Genomic DNA, 15,880 nt, shown 5'->3' with positions numbered 1-15,880 from the left:
GGGACGGGCGCGCTTTCGTGCTGGGGACTCTTGGTCACATCCTTCGCCTCGGCCGCGCTGGTTTCATTTTGGCGCGGGAAGGGGTGTTTTCGGGCGTCGACGCCGCGGCCGTGCCAGCCGAGGCGCGCCCGGCGCTATGGCTGGCGCGATTGCTGGCGCGGCGAGGCGGCGGCGTCGCCCGGCTTGCTCCGGCGGTCGCGCAATTGGGCCCATCCTACGTCAAACTGGGTCAAACCCTAGCGACCCGGCCGGATGTGGTCGGAGCGGCCGTCGCGCGCGAGCTCGAGCAGCTGCAGGACCGCATGGAGCCGTTTCCCTATGCGGTCGCGGCGGATGTGATCGAAAAGGCGTTCGGCCGGCCGATCAGGGAATTATTCACGGAACTGAGCGAGCCCGTCGCGGCGGCGTCGGTCGCCCAGGTGCATCGCGGCAAGGTCATCGAGGATGGGGTTGCGCGGCCGGTCGCGGTGAAGGTTCTTCGCCCAGGCATCGAGCGCCGGTTTCGCCGCGATCTCAGCGACATGTTTTTCGCGGCGCGCCTCGCTGAGCGATTTTCAGCCGAGGCGCAGAGGCTCAATGTCGTGGGGGTGGTCGAAACCCTGGCCCGATCGGTCAAGGTCGAAATGGATTTTCGCCTGGAGGCGGCGGCAGCGTCCGAATTTGCCGAGAACACACGAGGAGACGAGGATTTCCTTGTGCCCAAGGTCGATTGGGACCGTTGCTCCCGCGAGGTCATGACCCTGGAATGGATCGAGGGGACTCCGCTGTCGGATATTGAAGCCCTGCGACGCTCTGGGGTGAATTTACCCAATCTCGGGCGGATATTGATCCAATCCTTCCTGCGTCACGCGGTGCGGGATGGTTTCTTCCACGCCGACATGCATCCGGGAAATCTGTTCCTGACGCCAGAGGGTCGGTTGGCGGCCGTCGATTTCGGCATCATGGGCCGTCTCGGACTGAAGGAGCGACGGTTTCTCGCCGAAATTCTCTATGGTTTCATTGTAAGGGATTACCAGCGGGTCGCGGAAGTTCATTTCGAGGCTGGCTATGTGCCGCCGCATTATCGCGTCGCCGATTTCGCCCAGGCGATTCGCGCCGTTGGCGAGCCGATTCATTCGCGTCGGGCCGACGAAATCTCCATGGCCAAGCTTTTGACCTTGCTGTTCGAAATAACCGCTCTTTTCGATATGCGGACGCGGATCGAACTGGTGATGCTGCAAAAGACGATGGTGGTGGTCGAAGGCGTCGCGCGATCGCTCGATCCGCGTTTGGATATGTGGTCCACCGCCGAGCCGGTCGTCAAAAGCTGGATGGAGGACAATCTCGGTCCGCGCGCCAAGATCGCGGATGCGGGACATAGTCTGGCTGCGCTGGGGCAGATCGCCGTCCAGACGCCGGACATGCTGGTCCGCGCCGGACGAATCGTCGAGAAATTGGAGCTCATCGCCGAAAATGGACTTGCCCTTGCGCCGCAGACAGTCAACGCGATCGGCAAAGCCAACGCCGTGAGCCATCGTTTTTGGCGCGTTGGCCTTCTATTCGCCTGCGCCGTCATCGTTTACCTTCTCTGGCGCTGAGGGCTCGGTTCATGGCGACGCCGCAAAGGAACTCCTCCGTTCTGCTGATCGTGGGCGGCGGAATCGCTGCATATAAGAGCCTCGAATTGATCCGCCTCCTGCGCACCGCCGACATCGCGGTCCGAACGGTCCTGACCAAAGCGGGGGCGAATTTCGTCACCGCGCTGTCGCTGGCCAGCCTGAGCGGCGAAAAGGTCTATGAGGACCTATTTTCCCTCACCGATGAGACGGAGATGGGTCACATCCAGTTGAGCAGGTCCACCGATCTGGTCGTCGTCGCGCCGGCGACCGCCGACCTGTTGGCGAAAGCCGCGCAGGGCCTCGCGAACGATTTGGCCTCTACGCTTTTATTGGCCTCCAACAAGCCAATATTGGTCGCGCCGGCAATGAATTGGCGGATGTGGGAACATCCCGCGACAAGGCGAAATTGCGCGCAGCTGCGAACGGACGGCGTGATGTTCGTCGGCCCCAACGAAGGCGCGATGGCCTGTGGTGAGAGCGGATTCGGCCGCATGGCGGAGCCCGCGGAGATTTTTGACGCCATTCAGGATCATTTCGCGGGCGGAACGAATTTGCGCGGTTCGCTTGCGGGCAGGAAGGTCGTGATCACGGCAGGGCCAACCCATGAGCCGATCGATCCCGTCCGCTATATCGCCAACCGTTCCTCCGGCAAACAGAGCTACGCGATCGCGCGGGCGGCGCGGGCGGCGGGCGCGGAAGTCGTTCTTGTTTCGGGCCCGGTCAATCTTCCGGCGCCCGATGGCGTACGCGTTCTGCGCGTTGAAACCGCGCGACAAATGGCGTCAGCGGTTGATGCCTCATTGCCTTGCGATATTTTTATCGCCGCCGCGGCGGTCGCGGATTGGCGCGTTGCGGATGATCAAAATGAAAAAATAAAGAAGGGCGCACATGGCCCGCCTGAGTTGAAGCTCGTCGAGAATCCGGACATCCTTGCGACCATTTCCCGCCATGTGTCGGCCCGACCCAACCTGGTCGTCGGCTTCGCCGCCGAAACCGAAAAACTTATAGAACATGCGCGCGAGAAGCTAGCGCGAAAGGGCTGCGACCTGATCGTCGCAAATGATGTGAGTCCGGCGGCCGGCGTGATGGGCGGGGACGAAAATACAATGGTCATCATCACGTCGGACGGCGAGACGGTCTGGCCGAAACGGGACAAGGACGCCGCGGCGGCCCAACTGGTCGAGCATTTGGCCTTGCTGTTGACGCAGCGGGAAGGACGCTGAATTGGAAATCAAGACCAAGAGACTGCCGCATGGCGAGGATTTGCCGCTCCCCTCATATCAGAGCGCCGGGGCCGCCGGCCTCGATCTGGTCGCCGCTATTCCCGCCGATGCGCCAGCCGTTTTGCGGCCGGGCGAAAGGCGCGCGGTTCCGACCGGGCTGATCCTGGAGATTCCGCTGGGCTTCGAGGCCCAGGTCCGGCCGCGATCCGGCCTTGCCTTGAAGCATGGCGTGACGGTTCTGAATGCTCCGGGAACGATCGACAGCGACTATCGTGGCGAAGTCGGCGTCCTGTTGATCAATCTTGGCGATGAGCCCGTCCAGATCAATCGAGGCGACCGGATCGCGCAATTGGTCTTTGCTCCGGTGGTCCAGGCGCGCCTGTCCGTCATTGATGAGGTTTCGGAAACGCGCCGCGGCGCTGGCGGATTCGGCTCCACCGGCCAAGGCGCCGCATTTGCTTAGATCGTTCGGCCAAGGCGAACTGATGGAACGCGGCCTTCATCGACAGGCATTTTGGGGCTAGTCAAATTCACTACTGAAAGAAATTCCTTCGCGGGGAGCAATGCGATGACCAATTCCGACAATATGAAAAAGCCGGGTCGCGGCCGAATTTACAATTCGGTGACCGAAACCATCGGCGACACGCCGCTGGTGCGGTTCGATCGCATCGCCGCGGCGCGAGGCGTCAAGGCGCATTTGCTGGCGAAGCTCGAATTCTTCAATCCCATCGCTTCGGTGAAAGACCGCATCGGCCTTTCCATGATCGACGCGCTCGAAGCCGACGGCAAAATCATGCCCGGAAAGACGGTCCTGATCGAGCCGACGTCGGGCAACACAGGCATTGCCCTGGCTTTCGTTGCCGCGGCGCGCGGCTACAGGCTCATTCTGGTCATGCCGGAGTCAATGTCGATCGAACGGCGCAAGATGCTCGCCCTGCTTGGCGCTGAACTTGTCTTGACGCCGGCCGCGCAGGGCATGAAGGGCGCAGTGGCTAAGGCCACCGAAATGGTCGCCGCGACGCCCGACGCGATCACCCCGGCGCAGTTCGAGAATCCCGCCAATCCGGCGATTCATCGACTGACGACCGCGGAGGAAATCTGGAACGACACCAACGGCGAGGTCGATATCGTCATTTCCGGCGTCGGCACCGGAGGGACCATCACCGGCGTAGGCCAAGTCCTGAAATCGCGCAAGCCCGGCGTCAAAATGATCGCGGTGGAACCGGCGGAATCGCCTGTTCTATCCGGCGGACAGCCCGGTCCTCACAAGATACAGGGCATCGGCGCCGGCTTTGTTCCGCCTGTGCTGGATCGTGACGTCATCGACGAGGTGGTGACCGTCGATAGCGCGACGGCATTGGAGATGGCGCGTCAGGTCGCGCGGATCGAGGGCGTCCCTATCGGCATTTCTTCCGGCGCGGCGGTCGCGGCGGCGCTTCAGGTGGGAGCGCGCCCCAGTTCGCAAGGCAAGAATATCGTGGTCATCATCCCGTCTTTTGCCGAGCGCTACCTCTCGACGGCTCTTTTCGAGGGCCTTTGAGCCGGTCTTTTGAGCCACAAGCCACCATCCGCCGAGCACCGGCGGCGTCGCAAAGGTGATCCATGTCTTATCAAAACATCCTTGTCGAAGCCGATGGCGCCGTCGGGCTCATCCGGCTCAATCGTCCGAAGGCTTTGAATGCGCTGAATTCACGATTGATCCAGGAATTGAACGTCGCGCTCGATGAATTTGAGAAAGATCCCGAAATCGGCGCCTTGGTATTGACGGGGTCGGATAAGGCGTTCGCCGCCGGCGCCGACATCAAAGAATTGCAATTGCTGACTTATATGGACGCCTATCTCAGCGATACGATCCGCAGCTGGGAGCGTTTATCCTATTTCCGTAAGCCGGCGATCGCCGCTGTCGCGGGCTTTGCGCTGGGCGGCGGCTGCGAGCTTGCCATGATGTGCGATTTCATTCTGGCCGCGGAGACCGCAAAATTCGGCCAGCCTGAAGTGAAACTCGGCATCCTGCCCGGCGCTGGCGGCACGCAGCGCCTGTCCCGTTTTATCGGCAAATCCAAGGCCATGGAAATGTGCCTGACGGGCCGGATGATGGGCGCTGAGGAAGCCGAACGCTGCGGTCTCGTTTCTCGTGTCGTGCCCGCCGAGCAATTGGTCGAGGAGGCGGTGAAGACGGCGCGCACAATCGCGTCCATGTCCCTGCCGATCACCATGCAGATCAAGGATTGTATCAATTCAGCCTTTGAATCGACCTTGACCGAAGGTGTCAAATTCGAACGGCGGAACTTTCACGCCGCATTTGCGACCCACGATCAAAAGGAAGGCATGACGGCGTTCATCGAGAAGCGCCAGGCGCATTTCAAGAATCGCTGACACGATTCGCGAATAGGATTGCAAATCCCGCGTTGACGAAACGCCCTCATCGCGCTTATAAGCCCTTCACACGCGGCGCCTGCTTGAGGCGCCGTCATTGTTTTCAGGCGACGCAGCCACGACGTACGGCGCGCGCTTTCGTCCGGGGATCCTCATGGCGAATACCAAATCGGCGAAGAAGGCCGTCCGTCAAATCGCTCGGCGCACCGCGATCAATCGCCAGCGTCGCAGCAAAATGCGCACATTCATCCGCAAGGTCGAGGAAGCGATCAGCACGGGCGATCAGTCCGCCGCCAAGTCCGCGCTCGCCGCAGCCGAACCGATCCTCATGCGCGCCGCGCAGAAGGGCATTGTTCACAAGAACAATGCGTCCCGTAAAGTGTCGCGCCTGTCCTCTCGCGTCGCTGCGCTCGGCAAACAGGCGTAATCACCCCTTCTTCCGCGCCTTTTGGCCCCGCCGGTCGCTTCGGCGGGGTTTTAGATTTTATGCAGCCGAAGCAGCAGCCACTTGCATCGTTCATCGCGCCGCGTCAATATTTTATATGGCTGCAAATCCGGACGTCCTGGCCTCCAGCGCAGGGTCGCTTTCGCGACTTAATGAACGCTCGCGCGAAATTTTCAAGAATATCGTCGAGACCTATCTTGCCCATGGCGAGCCGGTCGGCTCACGCCACCTTTCCCGTATTCTGTCCGTGCCGCTGTCGCCCGCCTCGGTGCGCAACGTAATGCAGGATCTGGAGGAGTTGGGCCTGGTCTATTCTCCTCATACCAGCGCTGGTCGCCTCCCGACCGAACTCGGGCTTCGCTTCTTCGTCGATTCCCTCCTCCAGATCGGCGATCTCACCGAACTGGAGCGCGATCGGATCGAAGCGCAAATTTGCGCGGCGTCGCGGGAACGAACCATGGAGGACGCCCTGTCGGAAGCCGGGCTCCTGCTATCGGGTCTGACGCGAGGAGCGGGCGTCGTTCTGACAAGCAAGGACAATAGTCGCCTAAGACAGATTGAATTCGTGCGCCTTGAGCCGGAAAAGGCGTTGGCGATCCTGGTCTCGGACGACGGCTCCGTCGAGAACCGCATTCTGCCCGTTCCCGCGGATCTTCCGGCCTCCGCCCTGGTCGAGGCGAGCAACTACCTCAATTCGCGCGTCCGGGGCCGGACTTTGTCGCAAGTGCGTGACGAAATCGAGATTTCGCGCGTCGCCGCTCAGGCTGAACTGGATGTGCTGACCGCGCGGCTGGTTGACGCGGGCCTGGCGATTTGGGCCGGCCCGGCCGGCGCCGCCCAGAACCTCATCGTGCGCGGCCACGCAAATCTCCTTGATGATTTGACGGCGATGGTCGATCTCGAGCGTATCCGCCTGCTGTTCGATGATCTCGAAACAAAGCGGGACGTCATCGATCTGCTTTCCCGCGCCGAAGAGGGCGAGGGCGTGCGTATCTTCATTGGCTCGGAAAACAAATTGTTTTCTTTGTCCGGCTCGTCGATGATCGCCGCGCCCTTTCACGATTCACAACGGCGAATCGTCGGCGTGCTCGGCGTGATTGGACCCACGCGGCTCAATTACGCGCGCGTCGTCCCCATGGTCGATTATACCGCCCGGGTCATGGCGCGCCTCTATGGCGGCGTCTGAACGGCCGGGAGGCTCCCGACGGAGGAATATGCATGGCTCCCGAAACGGAACTTGTCGGGTTCCTTGCCGGAACGCTCACGACCTTGTGCTGGACGCCGCAGGCGGTCAAAATTCTGCGGAGCAGGGACGCGAAGTCGATTTCGATGACGACCCAGGCGACATTCGTCGTCGGCTGCATGCTTTGGCTGATTTACGGCGTCCTGATCGGCTCTCTGTCGATCGTGTTGTTCAATGCGATCACCATAGCGCTCAATGCGCTTATCATCCTGCTCAAGCTGCGTTACGACGCGAGGGTGGTCGACAACCCGGCTTGAACCTATTGGGAGAGAACGACCCCAAATATGCCGGCTGGATACGTTCCCTGCCTGGTGGGCGCATAGGACATTACGGACGAATGGTAAGGCCGCCCGGCGTAATGGGCGTAGTGACGATGATGGCGCCCGGCATTATAGGCATAATGGTGGTGATGCTTGCGATCGCGCCATTCGCTGGCGAACGGGCGGCTGGGCGGCGGGGAGCCGCTGATCCTGATCGTAGCGCCCTCCGCCCGCACCAGGGAATAGAGCTGGGCGGCATTGGCAGGGGAAATTCGGACGCAGCCGTGCGACGCCGGGCGTCCGAGGGAGCGCGTCGCATAAGTTCCATGGATCGCATAGCCGCCACGGAAGAAAATCGAATGCGGCATTGGCGAATTATGGTATTTTTTGGAATAGTGCATCCTTTGCAGAGATGTCGCCGAATATACGCCGCGCGGGGTCACATAGCCCGCGCGGGCGGAGGAGATCGGCCAGGAATAACTTTGGCCGTCGGAGGAGCGGACGTCCATCCTCTGAGTTGAGAGATTGATGGATATCTGGACCCGCGCCAACGCGGCGGGCGCAATCAAGAATGTAGCGAAAACCAGGAGGAGTTGAGCCAATTTACGCATTACGGGCTCCAGACGAACTTAACTTTCCAAGCTCCGCCTAGCATTCCAATTTACGGCGGCGCGGTAAAGTTTCGAATGAAATAAAGGTTGATGGAATGAAATCGAGCAAAATATCCATTCGCCTGGCCCTCGGTGTTTTCGCAATTCTGTCATCCGCGTTCGCGTTCGGCCTTGCCGCCGAGGCGCAGGAAAAGGGAACGCTCGACCCGAAGCCGCTGCCTCCCCTCAAGCACCCCAACGATCCTTCGACCCCGGCGAAGCAATTGTTTGGTCGGGCGATCGAACCCGCTCAGCTTTCTGCCCGTTCCATCGGATTTTATTCGCGCGGCTGCCTCGCGGGCGCCAAGGCGTTGCCGGTCAATGGCGCGACCTGGCAAGTCATGCGCGTGTCCCGCGACCGTTATTGGGGGCATCCCGCTCTTATAGGCTTCCTCGAACGCCTGGCGGCTCGTGCGCCCAGCGAGGCCGGCTGGCCTGGGATTCTCGTCGGCGACATGTCGCAGCCGCGGGGCGGGCCGATGCTCACGGGCCATGCGTCGCACCAAATTGGCCTGGACGTCGATATCTGGCTTACGCCGATGCTGGAACGCAGGCTTTCGCGTGGGGAGCGCGAGACAATATCGGCGGTGAACATGGTTCGCCGGAATGGCCTCGACGTGGATCGCTCCGTCTGGTCTCCGGGTCAGCTAGGCATTATTCGCGCCGCCGCGCGCGATCCGATCGTCGAGCGCGTTTTCGTGAATGCGGCCATCAAAAGAGCCCTGTGCCGCGACGCGACCGGCGATCGGTCGTGGCTGCATAACGTTCGCCCCTATTATGGGCATAATTACCATTTCCATGTTCGGATCGCCTGTCCGGCCGGGAACGAAGAATGTCGGCCGCAGGATCCCGTTCCGCCCGGCGACGGCTGCGATGCTTCGCTCAATTGGTGGATCACGGACGCCGTTCTTCATCCAAGACTCAATCCTCACGCCAAGCCCCGGCCCTCGCTGACAATGGCGGAATTGCCGCCGGAATGCCGACGCGTTCTGGTTGCGAAATAGGAGCCAGGCGGAAATGGCTTCGCCTTAATTTCACGTTCTTCGTCCATGAGACTGCCGAACAAGCAGCCCGATCAAGAGGTGGACGTTGCGGAGGAGCGCCTAGGATCCATCAGGGAGAGAGCCGGAATGAGCAACGCCTTTTTTTCCGATCTTTTGACGAGCATCGCCGAGCGTGGGAGGAATCTGCTCGACGGACGCTCGTGGTCGTTCAGCGAGGCCTCTGTGACCGCCGCGGATGTCCTCGCGCTTTGCGGCGCCTTATTATCCGGCCGGGGTGAAGCGACGGGCGCCGTCATTGCGCGCGAGACTTTGGACGCCTTTGCTCGTCTGCCTGAAGCCGCGCGGAAAAGCTTTTTTGAGGTTTTGGCTCGCGAGTTCGGGCCGGACCAGGCGCAACTCGAGCGGGCGGTCGAGGCGTTCAGGCTGGCTCCGGACGGCGCGGCGGCGTCACGCCTGCATTATATGTCCGAGCCGCGCCGACAGGAATTGTTCCGTCGACTCAATCGCGCTCCCGGCGGCACCAAGGATCTTGTCGCGATGCGCGTGGATTTGCTCAAAATTTGCAATGAGGTTGCAGAATTCGCATTAATCGACGCGGATTTTGTGCATCTTTTTAACTCCTGGTTCAATCCAGGCTTTCTTGTTCTGCGCCATATCGACTGGGGAACGCCAGCTAATATTCTGGAGAAAATCATTCGTTACGAGGCGGTCCATCAAATCCATGATTGGGACGACCTGCGACGCCGGATCGATCCGAAGGATCGACGCTGCTACGCCTTTTTCCATCCAGCTCTGATCGATGAACCTCTCATTTTCGTGGAAGTCGCGCTGACGGCGGCGATGCCTGACAATATCCAGGGACTGCTCGCGGCGGATCGGGCGCTCGAGCATCCGGAAAAAGCGCGCACGGCCGTGTTCTATTCGATTTCGAATTGCCAGCAGGGATTATCCGGAGTCTCGTTTGGCAATTTTCTCATCAAACAGGTCGTGGAGGAGTTGCGCCGCGAATTGCCTCATCTGGATCAGTTTGTCACCCTGTCGCCCGTCCCAGGATTTATGAAATGGCTGTCCTCTGGTGACGCGCCGCCGATCTCAAGGCTGGAGCAGGCATTGCGCGACCTGCTGATGACCGATGATTGGCTCGAGAGCCCCGAGAAACAGGAAGCCGTGCGTCGCGCGCTGGAGCCGATGGCGGCCGAATATTTTCTGAAGGCGAAATCGCAGAAGGGCCGCCCTGTCGATCCCGTCGCCCGGTTCCATCTTGGCAACGGGGCGCGGCTCGAACGCATCAATTGGCTTGGCGACCGCTCGCCGAAAGGGCTGCGCGAATCCGCCGGCATTATGGTCAATTACCTTTATGATCTTGAAGAGATCGAGGCCAATCACGAGGCCTTTCTCAACAAGGGAGAGGTCGTCGCCGCCAGCGCCGTCAAGAAATTGCTACGCGGCGACACACGTTCGATGTTCTCGCGCCAGAGCCCAAGTGGACCCGTCGCCACGACATAAAGATTGGAAGCGTCAGTTTGGTGGAGCCAGACGGAATCGAACCGACGACCTCTTCAATGCCATTGAAGCGCTCTCCCAACTGAGCTATGGCCCCATAACTTTGCCGCCTCTTAAGTCATTGGGAAGACGAACCGCTTAGCGGCGAGGCGTGGGCGGGTGTATAGCGGCAAGGCGGCGGCGGTACAAGCCCTTTAAGCATCGCGGCGGTAAAATTTTCGACCGCCGGATTTGTAGAAGATTTCTCGGTCGCGTCTTCGAAAGGCCTATCGGGCGACGGTTAGGCGCTGCGCAAAAATTCGCCCGCGTCTTGCGTTGACGCGGGCGAGAAAAACCGGACCGGAATGGAACGGCTTTCGTTTCAGCCTTCTTCGTCCGTCTCGATGTCGCTGTCGATCAGGTCGGAAACATCGTCATTGTCTTCTTCCTCTTCCTCGAGGAACGTGTCGTCGTCGCCAGCGTCATCGCCCAGATCGACCTCGTCGTCGACCGTAGCGGCGACCTTGTCCTCCGAGGCGTCGGCTTCCTCAAGCGGCACCATTTCGGCGGCGGATTCAGGCAATTCGGTTTCTTCATCCTCGGCCGCCGCAGCGCGCGCCGCGGAACGCGACACTGCGGGCGGTTGGAAGGTCGCCCCGCATTTCGGGCAGAGAATGGGATCCCTGTTGAGATCGAAAAATTTTGCACCGCAATTCTGACACTGCCGTTTGCTGCCGAGTTCCGGTTTCGCCACGTTTGGAATCCTCTTGTCGTCGGCCGCCAGCGGACCGGGCGGTCGATAGCCGTTGGACGGTCGGGTTATTCGCGCCGCGTTGCGCTGTCAATCGGTTTCGATCAGGAAAGTTCCAGGCGCGGCCGGCGCGTTGTGACGACTGATTCCGCGGTTGGGCCACCCTGTCCTCGCCCTCAGCGTTCCAATTCCGAATCCCAATAGAGAAAGTCGTTCCAGGTCTTGTGCAATTCGTTGTTCGCCTGAGGAAGCCGCCGCGCGATCATATCCAATTGATAGGGCGTCGGCTCAAATGGCGCGCGTTTCAGCTTCATTCCCGCCTGTTTCGGGGTCATGTCGGCTTTGAGCAAATTGTCGCGTTGGCAGCAGGCCACAATATTCGACCAGGTCGTTGAACCGCCCTTGGAGCGCGGGATGACATGGTCGAAGGTCAGGTCTTTCGCCAGACCCTTCTCTCCGCAATATTGGCAAGTAAACTCATCGCGCAGGAAAACGTGATAACGCGTGAAAGCGATCGTCTTGCGCCGGTGATAGGCCTTGAGGGCCACGACCGATGGGACTTCGAAGGATTTATTGGCGGATCGCACGACGACGTCTTCATAGGTCGCAACGGGATAAACGCGACCCTTCAGCAGCGCGACCAGCGCATCCTGCCAACTCCAAATCGACAGAGGCGCCCAACTCACCGGCTGCATGTCGGCGTTCAGTACGAGTGTGCGCAGATTGGCGACCGGAGCGTTCATCGGGCGCCCCGCAAAGACGGTTCGCGGGCAATCTTTGCTACGGTGCGCGTCGCCACGGCGCGGGTTCGAACAATGCGCTCCGGCAGGAGAAATATTGAAAGAGCGGCAATTTCGAGAGGCGCGGCGCCGAAGCCCACCGTTTCCGCATCCGTCGCCTCTTGGCGACTATGCAGAAACGCGGCGATCACGCCCACCTCCCTTTTCTGCTGGGCGGGACCGAATCCGCAGACGAAACCGCCGATCCGGGAAAAACCCCAGGCGCGCGTTTCGGCCGCAACTGCCCCTTCATAACTCGCCTCCGGAAAAAACGACTCGATTTGCGAGCCCGTTTTCGGGTGCGGATAATCTATAGGCGCCATGACGCCTTTGTGAAGGCGCCGCGGGCATTTTCCAAAAATCTGGCGTCCTATCGTGTCGGGATAGGCGCCCCGCTACGATAGTCGTAGAAGCCGCGTTGGGTTTTTCGGCCGAGCCAGCCTGCCTCGACATATTTCACCAACAAAGGGCAGGGTCGATATTTCGAATCGGCGAGGCCTTCGTGCAAGACCTGCATGATCGAAAGGCAGGTATCGAGGCCGATGAAGTCGGCGAGTTGCAATGGCCCCATGGGATGGTTCGCGCCAAGGCGCATAGCCGTGTCGATGGCGTCGACCGTGCCCACGCCCTCGTAGAGCGTGTAAATGGCTTCGTTGATCATCGGCAACAGAATCCGGTTGACGATGAACGCGGGGAAGTCTTCGGAAACCGTCACCGTCTTGTGCAGCGTTTCAATATAGTTGCGCGCCGCGGTGAAGGTTTCATCGTCCGTTGCAATACCGCGAATGAGTTCCACCAGTTGCATCCGTGGAACCGGGTTCATGAAATGTATGCCGATGAAGCGGCCGGGCCGGTTCGTCGTCGAAGCAAGTCGGGTGATGGAAATCGACGATGTATTGGTTGCAATGATCGCGCCCGGCTTGAGCGGCAAGCAAACGTCCGACAAAATTTTCCGTTTGACCTCTTCATTCTCTGTCGCCGCCTCGATCACAAGATCGGCCGACGCCAGATCGTTGAAGGTCAAGGCGGGCTTGATCCGCCTCAGAGCTGCGGCTTTGTCGCCGGCCGTCATCGCGTCGCGTTCGACCAGGCGGCTCAGATTTCCGTCGATTCTGGAGATCGCCGCCTGAATCCGATCTTCGGAAATATCGTTCATGAGGACGTCAAATCCGGCCGACGCGCTCACTTGCGCGATTCCGGAGCCCATCTGCCCCGCGCCGACCACGCCGATTTTGCGAATTTCGAAAGCCATGACCTTTTCCCGAGCGGCGCATGAAAACGGCGGCGATCATAGGTTACAATCGCCGCCATCGCATTTATTCTATCGACCGATTTTCGAGAGTTCTTCCTTAAATTCCGGTAAGGCGGAATAGAGATCGGCGACGAGGCCGTAATCGGCGACCTGGAAGATCGGCGCCTCCTCGTCCTTGTTGATGGCGACGATGACCTTGGAGTCCTTCATGCCGGCCAGATGCTGGATCGCGCCGGAAATCCCCACCGCGATGTAAAGCTCCGGCGCCACCACCTTGCCGGTTTGGCCGACCTGCCAGTCGTTGGGCGCATAACCCGCGTCGACAGCGGCGCGCGAGGCGCCCATGGCCGCGCCCAGCTTGTCGGCCACCGGCTCGATATAGGTCTTGAAGTTCTCGGCGTTCTGCATCGCGCGCCCGCCCGAGATGATGATTTTGGCGGATGTCAGTTCGGGACGATCCGAGACGGCGAGCGCCTCGCTCTTGAAAGACGACAGGCCTGCTCCGGCGGGTCCGCTGATCGCTTCGATCGCCGCCGAACCACCCTCGCCGGTCGCCGGGAAGGTCGAGGTCCGCACCGTGATCACCTTCTTCGCGTCCGTCGCCTGCACCGTCTGCACGGCGTTGCCGGCATAGATCGGGCGCTCGAACGTGTCGGGCGAAATCACCTTGGAGATTTCCGACACCTGCGCGACATCCAGCAACGCGGCGACGCGCGGCAGCACGTTCTTGCCGGTCGAGGTCGCCGGGGCGACGATCGCGTCATAGGACGGCGCGAGCGACACGATCAGGTCGGCCAGAGGCTCGGCCAGGCCGTGCGCGAAGGCCTCGCCCGAGGCGGTCAGCACTTTTTCCACGCCCGCGAGCTTCGCCGCCGCCTGCGCGGCTTCATCGCCCGCGCCCACGACCAGAACATGCACCGGGCCGCCGAGCGCGCTCGCCGCGGTCAGGGCCTTGGCGGTCGAATCGTTGAGATGGCCGTTGTGGACTTCGGCAAGGAGAAGAATCGTCATCACAGCGCCCCTGCATCTTTCAATTTCGCGACCAGCTCGGCGACCGAGCCCACCTTCACGCCCGCCTTGCGGGTCGGAGGCTCCGTGGTCTTGAGCACCTTCAGGCGCGGCGTCACATCCACGCCGTAATCGGCCGGGGTCTTTTCGGCGATCGGCTTCTTCTTGGCCTTCATGATATTGGGCAGCGAGGCGTAGCGCGGCTCGTTGAGGCGCAGGTCGGTGGTCACGACCGCCGGCGTCTTCAGGGTCACGGTCTGCAAGCCGCCATCAACCTCGCGCGTGACATCGACCGAGCCGTCGGCCAGTTCGACCTTGGAGGCGAAGGTGCCTTGGCCCCAGCCGAGCAATGCTGCGAGCATCTGGCCGGTCTGGTTGGAATCGTCGTCGATCGCCTGCTTGCCGAGAATGATCAGGCCGGGCTCTTCCTCGGCGGCGACGCTTTTCAGAATCTTGGCGACCGCCAGCGGCTCGACGGCCTCATCGGTCTTGACCAGAATGCCGCGATCCGCGCCCATGGCGAGGCCGGTGCGAAGCGTCTCGGTCGCCTGCTGCGGGCCGATCGAGACGACGACGATTTCGGTCGCTTTGCCGGCTTCCTTCAGACGAAGCGCTTCTTCGACGGCGATCTCGTCGAATGGGTTCATCGACATCTTCACATTGGCCAGCTCAACGCCGGACCCATCCGTCTTCACTCTGATCTTCACATTGTAATCAACAACCCGCTTCACGGGCACAAGAATTTTCATCGGTTTCAACCTCCAGGAGCCTCTTTCCGCTCAGCGCGCGGGAACAGGCTTAAACTTGCGACGATTTCGGTCTTCGTTTGCTCAAGCTTCCAAGCGGGATAAGCGGGTCTTCTTCTTCCTATGATCGCCTGAAACCTGCGTCTGGGGGCGGCTTCCGGCGAAGGGAAACAGTTGAACCAACTGGTAATCGCCGCGTTATAGCAAGTCAACGCCATCGCCGCGCCGGCGCTGTCAAGTGGCTATCGATGATCGGCCGACGTCGCCAGGGACCTATCGATTCTGGCCCGGTTTCCAGAGCACGTCATCGGCGCCGTCTCGATTGGCGACGCGTGCGGCGACGAAAAGAAAATCCGACAGACGATTGATGAATTGCAAAGCGGGCGGGCTGACGATTTCGCCCGCCGCCGCCAGCGCGACCATTCGTCGTTCGGCCCGCCGCGAGATCGCGCGCGCGAGGTGCAGCGCGGCGGATGCGGGCGATCCACCCGGCAGAACGAACGAGCGCAGCGGGCTCAGCCGGACGTTCAGTGCATCGATTTCGTCTTCAAGCCTGGCGACTTGGGACGCGACGATTCGCAGCGGCTCATAGCCGAGCGGCCGGTCGGAAGGCGGCGTCGCGAGGTCGGCGCCCAGATCGAACAGATCGTTCTGTACGCGCTCCAGCATCGCGTCGAGTTCGGGCATGTCGGCCGTGGACAATCGCGCGAGGCCAATCGCGGAATTGGCCTCGTCCACATCGCCGTAAGCCTCGACCCGGGCGTCGCTCTTAGGGCGCCTCTCGCCATTCGCGAGGCCTGTCGAGCCGTCGTCTCCGGTTTTCGTGTAGATTTTGTTCAGTTTGACCATGTGAGCTTCTATTCGCGGGATTTCATCGGCGTAGGAACAGAACGGTCATGATGACGATGAGAGCTACCAATTGCAGCCCCACGCGCCAGCGCATCAGCGTCTGCGACAGATTGGGGCTGCCGCCGCGCAGCATATTGGCCAGTCCCATCAGCAGCACCAGCGCGACAGCAGCGAAAGCCGCGGCGGGAAGTAAATTGGAAATATTGCCCATTCC

The 15,880-nt window shown here is 60.9% G+C and carries 19 protein-coding genes and 1 tRNA gene; 10 read left to right on the top strand and 10 right to left on the bottom strand.

The features are described from left to right. Positions 1-17 precede the first annotated feature (17 nt). The 8 genes from ubiB to K2U94_RS01380 all read left to right on the top strand — a co-directional run bounded on the left by ubiB (position 18) and on the right by K2U94_RS01380 (position 7,142). Positions 18-1,577 carry a 2-polyprenylphenol 6-hydroxylase gene (gene ubiB, locus K2U94_RS01415; protein ID WP_243065509.1) on the top strand — a complete coding sequence of 520 codons (1,560 nt, stop codon included), beginning with the start codon at positions 18-20 and terminating at the stop codon, positions 1,575-1,577. Positions 1,578-1,588: 11 nt separating this feature from the next. Next, positions 1,589-2,821: a bifunctional phosphopantothenoylcysteine decarboxylase/phosphopantothenate--cysteine ligase CoaBC gene (coaBC, locus tag K2U94_RS01410; RefSeq protein WP_243065508.1), complete on the top strand. Its 1,233-nt coding sequence runs from the start codon at positions 1,589-1,591 to the stop codon at positions 2,819-2,821. Position 2,822: 1 nt separating this feature from the next. Further along, positions 2,823-3,284, top strand: a complete 462-nt coding sequence (gene dut / locus K2U94_RS01405; protein ID WP_243065507.1) for a dUTP diphosphatase — start codon at positions 2,823-2,825, stop codon at positions 3,282-3,284. 105 nt (positions 3,285-3,389) lie between these two features. Further along, positions 3,390-4,361 carry a cysteine synthase A gene (cysK, locus tag K2U94_RS01400; RefSeq protein WP_243065506.1) on the top strand — a complete coding sequence of 324 codons (972 nt, stop codon included), beginning with the start codon at positions 3,390-3,392 and terminating at the stop codon, positions 4,359-4,361. A 62-nt stretch (positions 4,362-4,423) separates the two neighbouring features. Further along, a complete protein-coding gene (locus K2U94_RS01395) occupies positions 4,424-5,197 on the top strand; it encodes an enoyl-CoA hydratase (protein WP_243065505.1) in 774 nt (257 codons plus the stop codon). 154 nt (positions 5,198-5,351) lie between these two features. Further along, entirely contained in the window at positions 5,352-5,624 is a 273-nt protein-coding gene (gene rpsT, locus K2U94_RS01390) for a 30S ribosomal protein S20 (RefSeq protein ID WP_243068774.1), read from the top strand. 115 nt (positions 5,625-5,739) lie between these two features. Then, positions 5,740-6,828, top strand: a complete 1,089-nt coding sequence (hrcA, locus tag K2U94_RS01385) for a heat-inducible transcriptional repressor HrcA (RefSeq protein WP_243065504.1) — start codon at positions 5,740-5,742, stop codon at positions 6,826-6,828. A gap of 32 nt (positions 6,829-6,860) precedes the next feature. Beyond that, positions 6,861-7,142, top strand: a complete 282-nt coding sequence (locus K2U94_RS01380; RefSeq protein ID WP_243065503.1) for a SemiSWEET family sugar transporter — start codon at positions 6,861-6,863, stop codon at positions 7,140-7,142. A gap of 2 nt (positions 7,143-7,144) precedes the next feature. On the opposite strand, the gene K2U94_RS01375 is transcribed toward K2U94_RS01380, so the two are convergent. Continuing rightward, positions 7,145-7,756 carry a L,D-transpeptidase gene (locus K2U94_RS01375; RefSeq protein ID WP_243065502.1) on the bottom strand — a complete coding sequence of 204 codons (612 nt, stop codon included), beginning with the start codon at positions 7,754-7,756 and terminating at the stop codon, positions 7,145-7,147. 95 nt (positions 7,757-7,851) lie between these two features. Between K2U94_RS01375 and mepA the strand changes: the two genes are divergently transcribed. Together mepA and K2U94_RS01365 are read left to right on the top strand one after the other, a co-directional pair. Next, the gene (gene mepA, locus K2U94_RS01370; protein WP_243065501.1) at positions 7,852-8,799 is read left to right on the top strand and encodes a penicillin-insensitive murein endopeptidase; all 948 of its coding nucleotides are present in this window, start codon (positions 7,852-7,854) and stop codon (positions 8,797-8,799) included. Between the two features lie 126 nt (positions 8,800-8,925). Next, the gene (locus K2U94_RS01365; RefSeq protein WP_243065500.1) at positions 8,926-10,305 is read left to right on the top strand and encodes a malonyl-CoA decarboxylase; all 1,380 of its coding nucleotides are present in this window, start codon (positions 8,926-8,928) and stop codon (positions 10,303-10,305) included. A gap of 18 nt (positions 10,306-10,323) precedes the next feature. Here the strand turns inward: K2U94_RS01365 and K2U94_RS01360 are convergent. The 9 genes from K2U94_RS01360 to K2U94_RS01320 form a co-directional block, all read right to left on the bottom strand. Further along, positions 10,324-10,399 (bottom strand) — tRNA-Ala (locus tag K2U94_RS01360). A gap of 264 nt (positions 10,400-10,663) precedes the next feature. Continuing rightward, positions 10,664-11,035: a TIGR02300 family protein gene (locus tag K2U94_RS01355; protein WP_243065499.1), complete on the bottom strand. Its 372-nt coding sequence runs from the start codon at positions 11,033-11,035 to the stop codon at positions 10,664-10,666. Positions 11,036-11,208: 173 nt separating this feature from the next. Then, a complete protein-coding gene (locus tag K2U94_RS01350) occupies positions 11,209-11,775 on the bottom strand; it encodes an HNH endonuclease (RefSeq protein WP_243065498.1) in 567 nt (188 codons plus the stop codon). Then, positions 11,772-11,963: a hypothetical protein gene (locus tag K2U94_RS01345; protein ID WP_243065497.1), complete on the bottom strand. Its 192-nt coding sequence runs from the start codon at positions 11,961-11,963 to the stop codon at positions 11,772-11,774. Before K2U94_RS01345 ends, K2U94_RS01350 begins: the two co-directional genes overlap by 4 nt. 218 nt (positions 11,964-12,181) lie before the next feature. Continuing rightward, the gene (locus K2U94_RS01340; protein ID WP_243065496.1) at positions 12,182-13,063 is read right to left on the bottom strand and encodes a 3-hydroxybutyryl-CoA dehydrogenase; all 882 of its coding nucleotides are present in this window, start codon (positions 13,061-13,063) and stop codon (positions 12,182-12,184) included. Positions 13,064-13,132: 69 nt separating this feature from the next. Further along, positions 13,133-14,074 (bottom strand): electron transfer flavoprotein subunit alpha/FixB family protein, encoded by a 942-nt coding sequence (locus K2U94_RS01335; RefSeq protein WP_243065495.1) that lies wholly within the window; start codon positions 14,072-14,074, stop codon positions 13,133-13,135. Continuing rightward, positions 14,074-14,820 (bottom strand): electron transfer flavoprotein subunit beta/FixA family protein, encoded by a 747-nt coding sequence (locus tag K2U94_RS01330; RefSeq protein WP_243065494.1) that lies wholly within the window; start codon positions 14,818-14,820, stop codon positions 14,074-14,076. Before K2U94_RS01330 ends, K2U94_RS01335 begins: the two co-directional genes overlap by 1 nt. A gap of 270 nt (positions 14,821-15,090) precedes the next feature. Beyond that, on the bottom strand, positions 15,091-15,666 hold the full coding sequence (locus tag K2U94_RS01325; RefSeq protein ID WP_243065493.1) for a cob(I)yrinic acid a,c-diamide adenosyltransferase: 576 nt from the start codon (positions 15,664-15,666) through the stop codon (positions 15,091-15,093). A 22-nt stretch (positions 15,667-15,688) separates the two neighbouring features. Beyond that, complete coding sequence (locus K2U94_RS01320) at positions 15,689-15,877, bottom strand: twin transmembrane helix small protein (protein WP_243065492.1); 189 nt, start codon at positions 15,875-15,877, stop codon at positions 15,689-15,691. Positions 15,878-15,880: the final 3 nt, after the last annotated feature.

The organism is Candidatus Rhodoblastus alkanivorans (assembly GCF_022760755.1).
Classification (GTDB): Bacteria; Pseudomonadota; Alphaproteobacteria; order Rhizobiales; family Beijerinckiaceae; genus Rhodoblastus; species Rhodoblastus alkanivorans.
This window is presented reverse-complemented; position numbering and strand designations above follow the sequence as displayed.